The sequence below is a fragment of the Leifsonia sp. NPDC058194 genome (genome assembly GCF_042883605.1).
GTDB lineage: Bacteria > Actinomycetota > Actinomycetes > Actinomycetales > Microbacteriaceae > Leifsonia.
In genome coordinates this window covers 166,588-181,314 of the sequence record NZ_JBHVVL010000005.1, presented here as the reverse complement: position 1 = coordinate 181,314, position 14,727 = coordinate 166,588, and the positions used below count along the sequence as shown (strand labels likewise).

12 protein-coding genes are annotated in these 14,727 nt (G+C 70.6%); 7 read left to right on the top strand and 5 right to left on the bottom strand.

Features of this window, described 5'->3' with window-relative positions; translation table 11 throughout:
• Positions 1–60 precede the first annotated feature (60 nt).
• The 3 genes from ACFVU2_RS18130 to alr are packed head-to-tail and all read right to left on the bottom strand — an operon-like array spanning position 61 to position 4,341.
• Positions 61–2,223 carry a CapA family protein gene (locus tag ACFVU2_RS18130; RefSeq protein ID WP_387877246.1) on the bottom strand — a complete coding sequence of 721 codons (2,163 nt, stop codon included), beginning with the start codon at positions 2,221–2,223 and terminating at the stop codon, positions 61–63.
• Positions 2,220–3,209: an ATP-grasp domain-containing protein gene (locus ACFVU2_RS18125; protein WP_387877243.1), complete on the bottom strand. Its 990-nt coding sequence runs from the start codon at positions 3,207–3,209 to the stop codon at positions 2,220–2,222. Before ACFVU2_RS18125 ends, ACFVU2_RS18130 begins: the two co-directional genes overlap by 4 nt.
• Complete coding sequence (gene alr / locus ACFVU2_RS18120; RefSeq protein WP_387877240.1) at positions 3,202–4,341, bottom strand: alanine racemase; 1,140 nt, start codon at positions 4,339–4,341, stop codon at positions 3,202–3,204. Before alr ends, ACFVU2_RS18125 begins: the two co-directional genes overlap by 8 nt.
• A 274-nt stretch (positions 4,342–4,615) precedes the next feature.
• On the opposite strand from alr, the gene ACFVU2_RS18115 reads away from it, so the two are divergent.
• A complete protein-coding gene (locus ACFVU2_RS18115; protein WP_387877238.1) occupies positions 4,616–5,893 on the top strand; it encodes a hypothetical protein in 1,278 nt (425 codons plus the stop codon).
• 9 nt (positions 5,894–5,902) lie between these two features.
• On the opposite strand, the gene ACFVU2_RS18110 is transcribed toward ACFVU2_RS18115, so the two are convergent.
• On the bottom strand, positions 5,903–7,111 hold the full coding sequence (locus ACFVU2_RS18110) for an ROK family protein (RefSeq protein ID WP_387877236.1): 1,209 nt from the start codon (positions 7,109–7,111) through the stop codon (positions 5,903–5,905).
• 166 nt (positions 7,112–7,277) lie between these two features.
• Here ACFVU2_RS18110 and ACFVU2_RS18105 point away from each other — a divergent pair, with 166 nt between their 5' ends.
• From ACFVU2_RS18105 to ACFVU2_RS18080, 6 genes are all read left to right on the top strand, one after another.
• Positions 7,278–8,207, top strand: coding sequence for a carbohydrate ABC transporter permease (locus tag ACFVU2_RS18105; RefSeq protein WP_387877233.1), 930 nt, complete (start codon positions 7,278–7,280; stop codon positions 8,205–8,207).
• Between the two features lie 9 nt (positions 8,208–8,216).
• Positions 8,217–9,176, top strand: a complete 960-nt coding sequence (locus tag ACFVU2_RS18100; protein ID WP_387877231.1) for a carbohydrate ABC transporter permease — start codon at positions 8,217–8,219, stop codon at positions 9,174–9,176.
• A gap of 62 nt (positions 9,177–9,238) precedes the next feature.
• Complete coding sequence (locus ACFVU2_RS18095) at positions 9,239–10,585, top strand: ABC transporter substrate-binding protein (RefSeq protein WP_387877228.1); 1,347 nt, start codon at positions 9,239–9,241, stop codon at positions 10,583–10,585.
• A 63-nt stretch (positions 10,586–10,648) separates the two neighbouring features.
• Positions 10,649–12,151: a glycoside hydrolase family 36 protein gene (locus ACFVU2_RS18090; protein ID WP_387877225.1), complete on the top strand. Its 1,503-nt coding sequence runs from the start codon at positions 10,649–10,651 to the stop codon at positions 12,149–12,151.
• Between the two features lie 57 nt (positions 12,152–12,208).
• Positions 12,209–13,321 carry a phospho-N-acetylmuramoyl-pentapeptide-transferase gene (gene mraY / locus ACFVU2_RS18085; RefSeq protein WP_387877223.1) on the top strand — a complete coding sequence of 371 codons (1,113 nt, stop codon included), beginning with the start codon at positions 12,209–12,211 and terminating at the stop codon, positions 13,319–13,321.
• 54 nt (positions 13,322–13,375) lie between these two features.
• Complete coding sequence (locus tag ACFVU2_RS18080; RefSeq protein ID WP_387877220.1) at positions 13,376–13,681, top strand: NIPSNAP family protein; 306 nt, start codon at positions 13,376–13,378, stop codon at positions 13,679–13,681.
• Between the two features lie 48 nt (positions 13,682–13,729).
• On the opposite strand, the gene ACFVU2_RS18075 is transcribed toward ACFVU2_RS18080, so the two are convergent.
• On the bottom strand, positions 13,730–14,662 hold the full coding sequence (locus ACFVU2_RS18075) for an NADP-dependent oxidoreductase (RefSeq protein WP_387877217.1): 933 nt from the start codon (positions 14,660–14,662) through the stop codon (positions 13,730–13,732).
• Between the last annotated feature and the right edge of the window lie 65 nt (positions 14,663–14,727).

The window sequence follows — 14,727 nt, the reverse complement described above, 5'->3', positions numbered from 1 at the left end:
TCACGTTGTGGCGCTCAGCCGGGGCGGAATGACGACCACGTCGTGAACCTCGGCGACTGATCAGCGCGAGCACGGCGGCGAGAGCGTGCCATCCTCGGCGATGCGAGGTGCGGTCGCCGGGAAGTCGCGGCGGCCGAACGCGTCCACCAGGGCCGCGGCCCGGCCGTCCGGGTCCGGGAGCGGTGTGCCGCCCTCGAAGGCGAAGGAGACGGAGCGCATCCGGCCGCGGGCGAACGTGCCGTCCGGGCGGAGGGCGACGTCGAGGTAGACGCCGTAGCGGGTGGCCTGCTCGGCGCCGAAGACGCCGCCGCCCCCGAAGTTGCCGAGGCTGTACGCGATCAGCCGCCCCTTGTAGAACTCCGCGCCGCGCAGCGTGTGCGGCCCGTGCCCGAGCACCAGATCCGCGCCCGCGTCGACCGCGGCATGGGCGAAGGCGACGGGGTCGCCGCGGTTCTCGCCGTACATCCGCTCGGCCCCGGGGGTGACGACATTCGCGTCCGGTCCCTCGGCGCCCATGTGCGCCTGCACGACCACCACGTCCGCCGAGGCGGCCGCCGCGGCCACCACCTTCCGGACGTGCCGCAGGTCGGTCACCCGATTGAAGCCCTGGTACGGGGCGAAGCCGATCACGGCCACCGTGGTGTCGCCGATCCGGGTGCACACGATCTCATCGCGGTCTCCCACGGCGCGGATCCCGTTCGCGGCCACGTTCGCACGGGTGTTCGCATAACCTTCGTCGCCGAAGTCCTTGGTGTGGTTGTTCGCCATGTTCAGGAGGTCGAACCCGGCGAAGGAGCTGGCTGTCCCCGTCTCGCTGCGGAAAGCGAGGCAGTCGGCGTCGGCGCCGCACTTGTCGTACCCGGTGTCGTCGGAGATCACCTGCTCCAGGTTCCCGGTCACGAGGTCGCCGGTGAACCAGGGGCGGACCGCGTCGAAGTAGTGCGCCCCGCCGTCGTCCGGCACGCTGTGGCCGATGTCGTGGATGAGCAGGTCACCGGTGGCGCCGATGGCGACCTCTCCCATGCGCGTAGCGGCCTGCGCGGGCGGCAGGGGCCCGCAGCCGGGGATCGCCGTGGCGCCCGCGGTCACCAGGCCGCACGCCACGAGCAGCACGACGGCCATCGCTGTCCGCCACGGCGCCCGCCACCCCCTTCCGCCGTCCGACGCGGGCCGGGCCGTCCGGGCCGCCCAGCGCGGGAGGTCGAACAGCCACGTCGCGCCGTCGCGCAGCAGCAGGCGGTACAGCAGCAGGCTCGCTGCGATCAGGACCGCCGTCAGGATCACCGGCAGCACCACGGCCGCCACCAACTGCACGGCGACGCGTGAGTCCGACAGCCAGCCCGCGAGCAGGAAGTCGGCGAGGGCCAGCAGCGGCATGTGGATGAGGTAGACCGGGAGGCTGCGGCGCCCCAGCCAGGTCAGCCCCGGCCCGACGACCCGCGTCCGCGCCAGGGCCGGCGCGACCGCGAGCCCGGCCGTCACCCCGGCGAGGGAGACGAGCGGCCACACCCCGGGAACCGTCTCGGTGCCGGTGAGCCGCATCCCGGCGAAGACGGCCAGGTAGCCGGCGACGAGCAGGAGGGCGATCGGGAGTCGCACCCGGCCGACGAATCGCCGGATCTGCGGGGCGAGATGCAGCCCGAGCAGGAAGAACGTGAAGTTGTAGAGCAGGGACCCGCGATTGCTGACGACCTCGACGTAGCCGGCGGCGACCACGATCGACAGGACGCCGGCGGCGGTGAGCGGGATCCAGGCCGGGAGCCGCGAGAGCGCCTTGGCGACGAGGAAGTACAGCGCCAGTGCGTACAGGTACCAGGTGTTCGGCGGGCTGATCGTCACAGACTCCACGAACTCCGCGACCCCGCGGGGGACCAGAGTGGGGAAGTCGGGGAACGCCCACATCGCCGCCATGTGGATGAGCGACCACAGCAGGTAGAGGTACAGGAACCGGATGACCCGCGTGCGGGTGACCACCGCCCAGGGGCGGGTGAGGGCGCTCGCGGCGAAGTACCCGGAGACGAGCAGGAAGAGGGGCATCAGGAAGGGCCAGATCAGGTCGCCGAACAGTCCCCACACGCCGGGGACAGGGACGCCGAGCTGCCAATCGATGTTCAGGTAGCTCTTCATGATGACGTGCCAGAGCACGACGAGCGTGATGAGCACGCCCTTGAGCGCGTCGCCCCAGCCCTCACGTGCGGCCGGTGCGGACGTGGCGTCGGTCATCGAGTGGCCACCGAGGAGGGGTCGTTCCCGCCGAGGGCCGCGTCGAGCAGCGCCCCGACCAACGCCGCATAGTCGAGGCCGACGGAGGCGTACATCCGCGGCACCTGCGAGGCCTCGGTGAATCCGGGTGTCGTGTTCACCTCGTTGAGCACCACCCCAGCCGCGGTCACGAAGAAGTCGAACCGGGCGACGCCCGCGCAGCCGAGCGCGTCGTAGAGGGCGCGGGCCGCGCTCTCGATCTCGGCGTGCTCGCCGGCCGTGATCCGCGCGGGAAGGGTGAAGGAGGCCGTCCCGTCGTATTTCTGCTCACGCCCGAACACGGCACCCTCGGCGACACCGATCTCGAGCGTCGAGCCGGCCCGGAGTGCACCCGCGCTGTCGCGGAAGAGGGCGATGTCGACTTCGCGGCCGACGACGAATTCCTCGACCAGGGCGGTGCGGCCCGCCTCGAGGGCGACGCCGACCGCTGTGACCAGGGCCGCGGACTCCCGGACCACCGAGACCCCGTTGCTCGAGCCGCCGGTCGTCGGCTTGACCACCAGCGGCGGGACCAGGGCGAGAGAGGCCGCGTCACCTTCCGAGCGAAGGAGGCGGCCGGAGGCGGTGCGCACGCCGAGCGCCTCCGCGACGAGCTTCGTGACCCACTTGTCCATGCCGACGGCGCCGGCGCCCACCGGCGAGCCGGCGAAACGCACACCCGCCATGGTCAGCAGGCCGGCGATCGAGCCGTCTTCGCCGTTCTCCCCGTGCAGCACGGGGAAGGCGACGTCGCAGGTCGCCAGCAGGGCGACCGCCTCGGCAGCCGACGTGGCGAAGCCCTCGGGGTCGCGCCAGGCACCCGAGCGGTCGATCGTCACCGGCACGGCGTCGTGGCCGAGCGCCCGCACGGCCCGCACGACGGCCGCAGCCGATGCCAGCGACACATCGTGCTCGGCGTTCTCTCCGCCGCCGATGACTGCGACGCGCAATGCCTCCCCGTCACGCATCGACCGCCTCCCGGCAGGTCGTCTCGGTCGTCGAGGTGCGATGGACGCGCGCGACGCGGCTGCCCACCCGGGTGACGATCTCGTGCTCGATCGTGTCCGCCCAGCTTGCCCACTCCGCGACCGTCGGCTCGCCGTGCTCGCCGGGGCCGAACACCGTGACCGGTTCACCGGGCGCGACTTCGTCCTCCCCGGTGTCCACGACCACCATATCCATCGAGAACCGGCCGACGAGCGGGCGGCGGCGTCCGCGCACGAGGACGCCGGCGCGCTCGGAGGCCGCGCGGGGCAGTCCGTCGCCGTACCCGAGCGGGAGCAGCGCGAGATGCGTGCGTCTGTCGGCGACGTGGTCGAGCCCGTAGCCGATGCCGGTCCCGGTCGCGACCTCCCGCGACGTGACGACGTGCGTGGTCAGGGAGAGCGCCGGTCGGAGCTCGCGGGAGGTGCCCGACGGGTCGATGCCGAACAGCCCCGCCCCGATGCGGTGCAGCGCGAACCCGTCGCCGACCCCGGTCAGCGTGGCGGCGGTCGCGGCGAGGTGCGTGACGGAGGGCGTCAGCCCGCGACGCCGCGCCGTCCGCACGGCATTCGCGAAGAGCAGCCGTTCGCGCTGATTCTGCGGATGGCCGGGCTGGTCGGCGCACGACATGTGCCCCATGATCCCGACGACGTGGACGGAGCCGAGGTGCTCCAGCTCGCGGGCGATCGTGCACAACGCCGGCCACGCTTCGACGGGCGAGCCGTCCCGTGCCATCCCGACGTCGATGTGCAGGTGCACTCGCGCCCGCCGCTGCACGCGGGCGGCCGCCTGCGCCACCGCGTGCAGCAGCACGGGGCTCGACACCGCGAGGTCGATGTCCTCGAGCACTGCGGCGGTGAAGTCGGCGTCGACCGGGTTGAGCCAGCTCAGGAGCGGCGCGCCGACACCGTCCGCGCGCAGCGCGAGCGCCTCGTCGATGGAGGTGACGCCGATGGAGGTGGCGCCGGCCTCCAGTACCGAGTGCGCGATCGCCCCGTGCCCGAACGCGTCGGCCTTCAGCACCCCCATGAGCCGGCCGCCCGTGGCGGACGCGAAGTACGCCGTGTTCGCCCGGATCGCCTCGTCGTGGACGACCAGCTCCGATGTCCAGACCATCAACCGACCCGCTCGCGATCGACGCCCCGCTGCATCATCCCAATACCCATGTGATCAGCGTTCCGGCTTTCGCGGCCGGGATCGTCATCCGAGCGGTTGACGTGCTTCATCCCCGAGGGCGAGATCCTCGGCGGGACCGCGGGCGATCGGGCCCGGCCCGCGGCCCCTCGGAATGGGGTGGCCGTCGGGTTGGGCGCGAAGCGTCGCGCTGTCGTATGTTCGCCGATGGGATACTGCATCGCCCGGGTGGGCGACGCGCGTGACGGGGGAGCACATGGACGAGGACGAAGCGCGCGGCGGCACTGCGCCCGAAGGGACGCACCACGAGGCGCCGACATCCGTCGGACCGGATGCGGTCGCAGGCGACGGCCCGGACGGGCACACGGACGAGCATCCGGTGGCGCCGACGAAGCGCCGCCGGATCGGGCTGGTGCTCGGGATCGTCGGCTCGGTGCTGCTCTCGGCCGCGGTGGTCGGCGGGGTGGTGTGGGGCTGGCACGCGTACGCGACCGCCCGGACGGACGTCGCCTACCAGGAGGCCACGGCCGCGTCGAAGGCGCTGGCGGACGTGACCGACGAGCGCGGGACCGCTCTGAACAAGGCGACCTTCTCCGTCACCTCGCTGAAGGAGTTCACCGACCACGCCCGCCCGGCCTACCTCAGCGAGTCGGCGGCCGCCGCGCTCGCCGCCTCCCGGACGAGGCTGGAGAAGGCGACCGCCGGGCTCGATCCCATACGCTTCGATCCGCCGACGGTCCGGGCCGCGACCGCCGATCTGATGCCCTGGACGGTCATCGCGGATGTGCAGGGCAAGCGGACCCTGATCCGGGACGAGAACGACGACCGCCGCACGCGCGCCGCCGAGCTGGCCGCGCTCGAGGCCGCGCAGAAGGACCTCGGCGCGAGCGCGGACGCGGTCTACGCCGAGCTGAAGGCGCACGGCGAGCAGGTCATGACCGCCGACGACGCCGCCACCTACGCCAGCAAGGTCGATCTGAAGCACGCCATCGACGCCGGGACGTCCGGGGTGACGACGTCGCAGTTCGGCGGCGCCGGGCTGCTCCAGATCGCGACGGCGATCGACGCGGTGGACGCCGCGCAGGCCGCCGGGCTCGCCGCGCGACAGGACCCGGCATATCCGGTGCGGGCTCAGATCGAGGAGTACGCGCGGTCCATCGCACACGGGGTCACCCTCGACTTCGAGTGGCACGCGCAAGTCAGCGGTCTCGGCGAGGGATGGTACTCGGGCACGACCGTCTACCACCGGGAGGACGGCGGCTGGGCGACCATCGATCTGAACTTCCCGCTGCAGGACGGTTGGACCAGCGGCGACATCGACGCGCGGGCCCTCGTCACGCACGAGGTGGGCCACGCGCAGGTCGTCCGCCCGGAGTGTGAGGCGCTTTTCGCGAGCGGGACGTTCAACTACGACGACGAGATGTGGGCGACGGCCTGGGCGATCGCGATGGGCTTCGACACCGGCGGCTCCGGCATCGATGCCTACGGCCGTCCCAGTGACGAGCAGATCGCCGTCGCCGGGCAGTGCCGGTAGCCCGTCGCCTCACCCCGCGGCGCGGAGCAGCTCCACCGACTCCGCAGGGCTCGGGAACGCATCCCGTGCCACCACGGCGCCCTCGAGTGCGGCGTTCAGATGGTTGCCGGCGAGGCTGATGCCGCCCATCGCGACGGCCTCGGAGCCGAGGGTGGAGGCGATGACGGCGGGCGGCAGCGGCACGATCCCGCGCAGGGTCCGCTCGAACCGGGGGAGGAAGACGTCGGCGCTCGGGGAGCTGCCGCCGCCGATGACGAGGAGCTCGGGATCGATCGCGAGCGTGAGAGCCGCGGCTCCCGTGGCCAGGTCGTCCGCGAACTCGTCCACGGCGGCGACCGCCGCGGGGTCGCCCGTTCGCGCGGCCTCGAAGATCTCCTGACGGCTCGGCCGCGGTGTCGCCAGCACCGAGCTGCCGTACTGCTCGTTCAGCTCCTGCCACCGCAGTTCGGGCATCTCGCCCACGATGCCGGCGGCGCCGTGGACTCCGCGGTGCACCTTGCCGCCGACGATGGAGGCGCCGCTGGTGCGGGCGCCGCACAGGATGTACACGACGTCGCTGCGGTCACGGGCCGCGCCGATCGCCAGCTCGGCATGGGCGCCGAGCGCGACGTCGCCCTCCACCAGCACCGCGGCCTCGAACTCGCGCCGGAAACGCTCCCGCAGGTCGAGACCGATCCAGCCGGGCATCCCGGTGCCGCCGAAGTGGAGGACCTCCCCGGCCGTGCTGATGGCTCCGGGGGAGCCGATGGCGACGGCCCAGGCCGCGCTGCGGTCGAGTCCGAGGTCGCCCAGCAGCGTGTCGGCGACGGCGAGCGCGGCGACCACGCGTTCCTCCGCCGGCACCTCCTCCTCGGTCGGCACCGTCAGGTGACCGCGCACCTCGCCCGTGAGGTCGGTGACGACCGCGTAGATGTGGTTGGCGCCGATGTCGAGGGAGAGGAAGTGCCCCAGCCCCGGAGCCAGCCGGTAGGACGCGGCGGGGCGGCCCAGACGGCCGGCCGGCGATCCGTCCCACGGCACCAGCCAGCCGAGGTCGACCAGATCGGTGACGATCGCGTCGACGGCGGTCCGCGAGAGTCCGGACTCCGCCGCGAGGTCGCGCATGGTCTGCGGGCGGTCCATGACGGCGCGGAGGATGCCCCAGGAGTTCATCCGGCGCAGCAGGGAGCGGCTCCCGACGGACCCCTCGACGCTCTGCACCACGGCCTCTCGTGCCATCTCGCTCCTCGCTCTTGCCATTATTAACGCCAAGTTGCATAATTAACTCGCTCACCCGACTTTACCGTGGATGAGCGCCCCGCGGATCAGCGAATCGCTCGCCGATCCGACGAATTCGACCCTGCGCCGACGGCGAGCAGCTCGTCCCGGTCGCGGAGAGGTACCTATGACAGCCCTCCTCCCGAGAGCCGCGACCCGCGGCCGCACCCCGCGACCCCCGCGGCGCCGGCTGCGGGACGACCGCCGCGTCGCCTGGCTCTTCATCGCGCCTGTGCTGATCGGCTTCGCGGTCTTCTACCTGTACCCGACGATCCGCGGCTTCTGGTGGTCGTTCACCGACTACAGCCTGCTCGCCGATCCGTCGTTCGTCGGCATCGACAACTACGTCGCGGTGCTGCAGGACAAGGAGTTCTGGAACTCCATGGGCGTCACCCTCTACTACGTGCTGGTCAACGTGACCACGCAGACGGCGCTGGCGCTCCTCCTGGCCGCACTCATGCACCGCCTCACCCGCTCGGTGATGCTGCGCACCACCCTGCTGCTGCCCTGGCTCGTCCCGAACGTGACGGTCGGCCTGGTCTGGCTGTGGCTGCTCGACACGAACCTCGGCTTCGTGAACCACCTCATCACCGCGATGGGACTGCCCGCGGTCGGCTTCTTCACCAACCCGGCGCTGGCCATCCCGACCATCTCGATCGTGAACACCTGGGCCTTCACCGGCTACACGGCACTCCTCTTCTATGCAGGGATGCTGCAGATCCCGGGCGACCTCTACGAGAGCGCATCGCTCGACGGCGCGGGGGAGTGGCGCCTGTTCACGCGCATCACGCTCCCGCTGCTGCGCCCGGTGATGGCGCTGGTGCTGGTCGTCTCCCTGATCGGGTCGTTCCAGATCTTCGACACGGTCGCCGTGACCACCAAGGGAGGCCCGGTCAACGCCACGAGGGTCATCTACTACTACATCTACCAACAGGCGTTCACCTTCTTCCACATGGGCTACGCAGCGACGATGGCCATCGTCCTCGTCCTCATCCTCGGCGTGCTCACAGCCGTGCAGCTGCGTCTCCTCCGCGCCTCCGAATCCCAGCTCGCCTAGGACACCGCCATGACGACAACGCAGCCGACCATGCCGACCGTGAACCCCGCCGTCGCGCCTCCCGCACGCGCCATCGCCGCCCGCCGCGAGCGCCGCCCCTTCTCGATCGGGCGCACCCTCGGCTGGATCGTCCTGATCGTCTCCCTCGTCCTGACGCTGTTCCCCTTCTACTGGATGCTGAAGACCGCCCTCACACCGGCCGCCGACGTGATCAGGGACTCCGGGTCGTTCTTCCCGGGCAGCCCGACGCTGATCAACTTCGCGCGGGTCCTCGGGTTCCTCAGTCCGGCAGAGGACCAGGCGGCGGGAGGCTCCGGCGCCTCGATCAACTTCCTGCTCTACCTGTGGAACTCGATCGTGTACTGCGCACTGATCGGCTTCGTCCAGACGCTGTTCTGCTCGATGGCGGGCTACGCCTTCGCACGGCTCCGCTTCCCGGGCCGCAACGTGCTCTTCTCCGTGCTGATCGCGGCCCTCATGGTGCCCGGCATCTTCACGCTGCTGCCGAACTTCGTGCTGGTCCGCGACCTCGGCCTGCTCAACACGATCTGGGGCATGGTAGCGCCGAGCCTGCTGATGACGCCGTTCGCGCTGTTCTTCCTGCGCCAGTTCTTCCTCAACATCCCGGTGGACGTGGAGGAGGCCGCCCTGCTCGACGGGGCGGGCAAGGCGCGGGTCTTCTGGCGGATCGCCCTCCCGATGAGCCGCGGCCCGCTGATCACGATCGGCCTCATCACGGTCGTCTGGGCGTGGAAGGACTATCTCTGGCCGCTCCTGATCGGCCGCGACGAGAGCGTCCGCACCATGACCGTGGCGCTCGGCGTGTACCTCCAGCAGTCGCCCAACACCCAACCCGACTGGACCGGCCTGATGGCCGGCTCGACCCTGTCGGTCATCCCGGTGCTGGTCCTGCTGATCTTCCTGGGGCGCCGGATCGTGGAGTCCCTCAACTTCACCGGCATCAAGTGACCTGACCCCTCCCCACCGCACCACCTCCGCTCACCGCACCACCAACACAGAGAGAGAAATCAATGACAAAGGTACGTCGCGTCGCCGCCATCGCCGCCGCCGCCGCACTCCTGGTCGGCGTCTCGGCCTGCTCGTCCTCAGGCTCGGGCTCCGGTTCCGACGAGAAGGTGACCCTGAACTACTGGATGTGGGACGACACCCAGGTGCCGGCCTATCAGCAGTGCGCCGCCGACTTCGAGAAGGCCAACCCGAACATCACGATCAAGATCAGCCAGAGCGCCTGGGGCCAGTACTGGACCAACCTCTCCACGCAGATCGCGGCCGGCAGCGCGCCCGACGTCTGGGTCGACCAGGTGTCGTACTACCCGCAGTTCGTGCAGGACAAGCAGATCGTCGACATCGAGCCCTACGTGAAGAAGGACAAGATCGACCTCTCGCAGTACGTGGACGGCCTCGCCGACCTGTGGAAGGTCGACGACGCACGCTACGGCCTCCCGAAGGACTGGGACACCATGGGCCTGGTCTACAACAAGGCCGACCTCGCCGCCGCGGGGGTCGACGAGAAGGCGCTGTCCGAGCTCACCTGGAACGCGAAGGACGGCGGCACCTTCGAGCAGCTGATCGCCAAGCTGACCGTCGACAAGAACGGCCACAACGGCCTGGACCCCGCGTTCGACAAGAACAACGTGAAGACCTTCGGGTTCCTCCCCGAGTGGGCGGACGGTTCGCAGGGCCAGAACGGCTGGGGGAACCTCGCCGTGTCCAACGGCTGGTACTACGCCGACAAGAACCCGTTCGGCACGACGTTCAACTACGACCAGTCGAAGCTGACCGACACCGTCCAGTGGCTCGCCGACCTGTCGAAGAAGGGCTATGCGCCGAAGCTCGACGTGCAGTCGACCCTCGCCCGCTCCGAGGTGCTCGACAACGGAGGCGGCGCGCTGACCACGCTCGGCTCGTTCAACCTGGCCGCCTATAAGGGCAAGACCGACCAGTTCGGCTTCGCGCCGCTGCCGATCGGGCCGGAGGGACGCAAGACCGCCATCAACGGACTCTCCGACGCGATCTACGCCGGCTCCAAGCACAAGGACCAGGCGTGGGAGTGGGTCAAGTACCTCGCCTCCGCCGACTGCCAGAACACCGTCGCCGCGACCGGCGTCGTGTTCCCCGCGATCAAGGAGGCCTCCGAGAAGTCGGCCCAGGTGCGCGAGGGCGAGGGTCTGAACGCCCAGGTGTTCCTCGACGAGCAGCAGGCGAAGGACGGCACGTTCATCCTCCCGATCAGCTACCACGGCACCGAGATCAGTCAGATCGTCCAGGACGCCATCCAGAGCGTCGCTCTCGGTCAGAAGGACGCGAAGGCGGCCCTCACCGAGGCGAACAAACAGGTCGACGGCCTCTTCAAGTAGCGACCACCCGCGCGGGGCGGCGCCGGCCGCCGCCCCGCGCACCCCTTACACAGAAAGCCCACCATGCTGCACACCTTCGACTTCGGGTCCGCCCGGATCCCCGCCAACGTCAGCGGCTCGCCGATCGCCGTCCCGGGAGGCCACATCGTGCCCGCGGGTCCGGTCGCCCTGCTGCACCCCTTCGGCGACACCGAGTTCTACCGGCACGGCTGGAACTCGTGGAGTCCGTCCGGCTGGGCCAGGACCGACGGCGAGACCATCGGGATCAAGGACAGCCCGAACCGCCTCCTCACCGCCGACGACGCCGCCAACGAGACGCCGCACCTCCATTCCGGGAGCGCGGTCGGAGCCGTCGTGGGCGAGGACGGCCACGTGCTCCTCCTCGGCGCGCTCGGTCTGGGAACGCCCCGGGTCGGAGCCGACGCCAACGTGCTCTGGGGGCGCGCCGAGGAGAGCTCGGCCGAGTGGTTCGTCGCCTACGGGCCGGAGCTGGAGGTCTTCGCCCGGTACGCCGACCTCGTCGCCGAGCGGCTCGGGCAGCGCTCGCTGCGCGCGGGCGCGGTGTGGAGCAGCTGGTACTCCTTCTTCGAGGACATCGACGAGGAGCTCGTCGCGCGCACCGTGCGCGACCTCGCCGGCTACCCGTTCGACGTCTTCCAGCTCGACGACGGCTGGGAGCCGATCGTCGGCGACTGGACGGCCAACGCGAAGTTCCCGTCGGGCATGGCGGCGACGGCCCGCACCATCTCGGACGCCGGCTTCCGCCCCGGTCTCTGGCTCGCCCCGATGATCGCCCTGCCCGACTCCGACATCGCGCGAACCCGCCCCGACCTGCTCGTGCAGGGCGACGACGGCAAGCCGCTGGTCAGCGGCTACAACTGGGGATCCCACTACTACTCGCTCGACACCACGCAGGACGAGGTGAAGGACCACCTCCGCGAGGTCTTCGAGCGGGTGACGGGCTGGGGCTACCGCTACCTCAAGCTCGACTTCATGTACGCCGGGGCGATCACCGGCAACCGCAGCCGGGATGTGCACCGCGAGACCGCGTACCGCGACGCCGTGCAGCACATCCGCTCCGTCGTCGGCGACTCCGTGTATCTGCTCGGCTGCGGTGTCCCGATGGTCCCCTCCGTCGGCATCTTCGACGGCGCCCGGGTCGGGCCCGACGTCGGGGCGTTCTGGGACAACGCCGAACGGGTGGGCGACCCGTCGGGCGTGGGCGCTCGCAACTCGATCGTCGCCTCGGTGAACCGTGCCTGGATGAAGCGCCTCTACGAGGTCGACCCGGACGCGGTCTACTTCCGCAGCGCCCGCAACCTGCTCTCCGACGCAGAGCGCCAGGCGCTGCGCGACACCGCCGCCGCGCTCGAGTTCCGCTCCACCTCGGACCCGCTCGCCTGGCTCACCCGGGCCGAGCGCGACGAGCTGCGCGACTACATGGAGGAGACCGCGCTCATCGAGCAGACCGGTCGCTACGCCTTCCGCATCAGCGGGCGCGAGGTCGACTTCGCCCCGATCGTGACGGGGGAGGCGGCGAGCGAAGCAGCTTCGGTGATCGGCTGACGGCGGCGCCGCGGGTGGATTTCGTGGCACCCCTCGCGGGCTGCCACGATACATACCGTGGGGACTCTTCTACTTGCCGGCAGCCTTGCGCTGCTCTTCTCGCTGCTGCTCACTCCGGCCTTCATCCGCCTGTTCACGAAGCTCGAGCTGGGCCAGTTCATCCGGGACGACGGCCCGAAATCGCATCACACGAAGCGGGGCACCCCGACGATGGGTGGGATCGTCTTCATCCTCGCGACGCTCTTCGGGTTCTTCGTCGCCGCCCTGGCGACCGGGGGAGTCGGCATCACCCCCTCGTCGCTGCTCGTGCTCCTGATGTTCGTCGGCATGGCGTGCGTCGGATTCGTCGACGACTACCTCAAGGTGCGCAACCAGCGCAGTCTCGGCCTGGGCGGGTGGTCGAAGATCGCGGGGCAGCTCGTCGTCGGCACCGTGTTCGCCGTCCTCGCGATCTCGCTCCCCGACTCCGACGGCGCCACTCCGGCGTCCACGGCGATCTCGGCCATCCGCGACATCCCCGCTCTGGATCTCGCCCGCATCGCCACCGGGGTGCCGATCGTCGGCATCGTGCTCTATGTCGTCTGGGTCAACCTCCTCGCGACGGCGACCACCAACGGCGTGAATCTTGCAGACGGGCTCGATGGCCTGGCGACCGGCGCGTCCATCCTCTCGATCGGCGCCTACGTCTTCATCGGGTTCTGGCAGTTCACCCAGTCGTGCAGCAACGACTCGCTCCACCCCGACAACGTCGCCAAGTGCTACTCGACGGGCGATCCCCTCTCGCTGGCGATCGTCGCCGCGGCGATCTGCGGCGCGCTCGTCGGCTTCCTCTGGTGGAACACCAACCCGGCGAAGATCATCATGGGCGATACCGGTGCGCTCGGCCTCGGCGGTGCGCTCTGCGCCCTCGCGATCGAGACGCGCACCGAGCTGCTGCTCCTCCTGATCGGGGGCCTGTTCGTCATCGAGGCCGCCTCCGTGATCCTGCAGCGCGCGTACTTCAAGGCCACCCACGGCAGGCGGCTCTTCCTCATGACGCCCATCCACCACACGTTCGAGCTGATGAACTGGCGCGAGGTCACCATCGTCGTCCGGCTCTGGATCGTCGCCGGAATCCTGATGGCGGTCGGCGTCGGTGCCTTCTACCTGGAGTGGCTCGGCTGGTCGTAAGGCGGGAGCATCCGGCCAGTACGCTGACCTCGACTTGCCAGAGAAGGGACCACGATGATCACGATTCATCTCCGATACGAGATCGACGCCGACAAGATCGACGACTTCCGTGAATACGGTCGACGGTGGGTGAGGCTCGTCAACCGGTTCGGCGGCACGCACCACGGCTACTTCCTGCCGAGCGAGGGCGACAGCGACGAAGCCTTCGCGCTGTTCACCTTCGATTCGCTCGCGGCCTACGAGGCGTACCGAACGGCGGCCGCGACCGACCCCGAGTGCATCGAAGCCTTCGCTCTGGCGCGGCGGACGCAGTGCATCCGCCGCTACGAGCGACGCTTCCTGTCCCCGGTCTTCGAATAGGCGGGCGCCTCTCTGAGCACGAGCGCCCGCCAACCTCGGAAGGTCGGGTCAGGCGGGGAGGGCCACGACCTTGCCGCGCAGGGCGCCGGCCGCCGCCTCCCGGTGCACGTCGGCGAGCTCCTCCAGCGTCACGTGCCGAGGCGTCTCGAGCTGCAGCTCGCCGGCGTCGATCCCGGCCACCAGCTCCGCGAGCCGGGTGGCGTCGCTGCGGACGAAGACGACGATCCCGCGGACGCCGCGCGACTCGTCTGCGGGCGCCGGCATCCACGCGGTGGTGCTGACGACCGCGCCCCCGTCGCGCACGATGGGCAGCAGTGCGGCGAACTCCTCGGGTTCGAGCGGGGCGAGGTTGAGCAGGAGGTCGACCTGCCCGTCCAGCGCCGAGCGCAGATCCGTGGTCGTGTGGTCCACCACCTCGTCCGCGCCCGCAGCCTCCACGCTCGCGCGGCTGCGCGGGCTGGCGGTCGCGATCACATGCGCTCCCGCACGGGCGGCGAGCTGCACGGCGTAGCCGCCGACCGATCCGCCCGCTCCGACGATCAGCACCCGCTGGCCGCTCTGGAGGCCGCCCTCGTCGAAGAGGGCCTGGAACGCGGTGAGTCCGACCGAGGGGAGTCCGGCCGCGTCGGCCAGGGGAACGTCGCGGGGCGCCGCGGTCAGAGCTTCGGCCGGCGCGACCACGTACTCCGCCGCGGCGCCGTCCGCGGTCATCGGCAGGAAGCCCACGACCGCGTCGCCGACAGCGAGAGCCGTCGCCTCCGCGCCGAGCGCCTCGACCGTGCCCGCGACGTCGTAGCCCGGGATGTGGGGGAGGGCCACGGGGAAGGGGAGGGTTCCGGCCCGGATGCCGCCGTCGGCCGGGTTGAACGCGGCGCCCGCGACACGGATGAGCACTTCGCCCGTGCCGGGCTCGGGTCGCGCGGCGTCTTCGACCCGGAGCATCTCCGGTCCGCCGTGCTCGTGGAAACGTACTGCCTTCATGTCGATCTCCTCGGACTGTCGTCAAGTGCTTCGAATTCGAAGCACTGACGACACGCTAACACTGC

What these genes read in the sequence shown, in the direction of transcription:
- ACFVU2_RS18115 (WP_387877238.1), top strand. Translation starts at nt 4,616, where the DNA reads ATGGACGAGGACGAAGCGCGCGGCGGCACTGCGCCCGAAGGGACGCAC.
- ACFVU2_RS18080 (WP_387877220.1), top strand. Translation starts at nt 13,376, where the DNA reads ATGATCACGATTCATCTCCGATACGAGATCGACGCCGACAAGATCGAC.
- ACFVU2_RS18105 (WP_387877233.1), top strand. Translation starts at nt 7,278, where the DNA reads ATGACAGCCCTCCTCCCGAGAGCCGCGACCCGCGGCCGCACCCCGCGA.
- ACFVU2_RS18125 (WP_387877243.1), bottom strand. Translation starts at nt 3,209, where the DNA reads ATGCGTGACGGGGAGGCATTGCGCGTCGCAGTCATCGGCGGCGGAGAG.
- ACFVU2_RS18130 (WP_387877246.1), bottom strand. Translation starts at nt 2,223, where the DNA reads ATGACCGACGCCACGTCCGCACCGGCCGCACGTGAGGGCTGGGGCGAC.
- ACFVU2_RS18095 (WP_387877228.1), top strand. Translation starts at nt 9,239, where the DNA reads ATGACAAAGGTACGTCGCGTCGCCGCCATCGCCGCCGCCGCCGCACTC.
- alr (WP_387877240.1), bottom strand. Translation starts at nt 4,341, where the DNA reads ATGGTCTGGACATCGGAGCTGGTCGTCCACGACGAGGCGATCCGGGCG.
- ACFVU2_RS18110 (WP_387877236.1), bottom strand. Translation starts at nt 7,111, where the DNA reads ATGGCACGAGAGGCCGTGGTGCAGAGCGTCGAGGGGTCCGTCGGGAGC.
- ACFVU2_RS18090 (WP_387877225.1), top strand. Translation starts at nt 10,649, where the DNA reads ATGCTGCACACCTTCGACTTCGGGTCCGCCCGGATCCCCGCCAACGTC.
- ACFVU2_RS18100 (WP_387877231.1), top strand. Translation starts at nt 8,217, where the DNA reads ATGACGACAACGCAGCCGACCATGCCGACCGTGAACCCCGCCGTCGCG.
- ACFVU2_RS18075 (WP_387877217.1), bottom strand. Translation starts at nt 14,662, where the DNA reads ATGAAGGCAGTACGTTTCCACGAGCACGGCGGACCGGAGATGCTCCGG.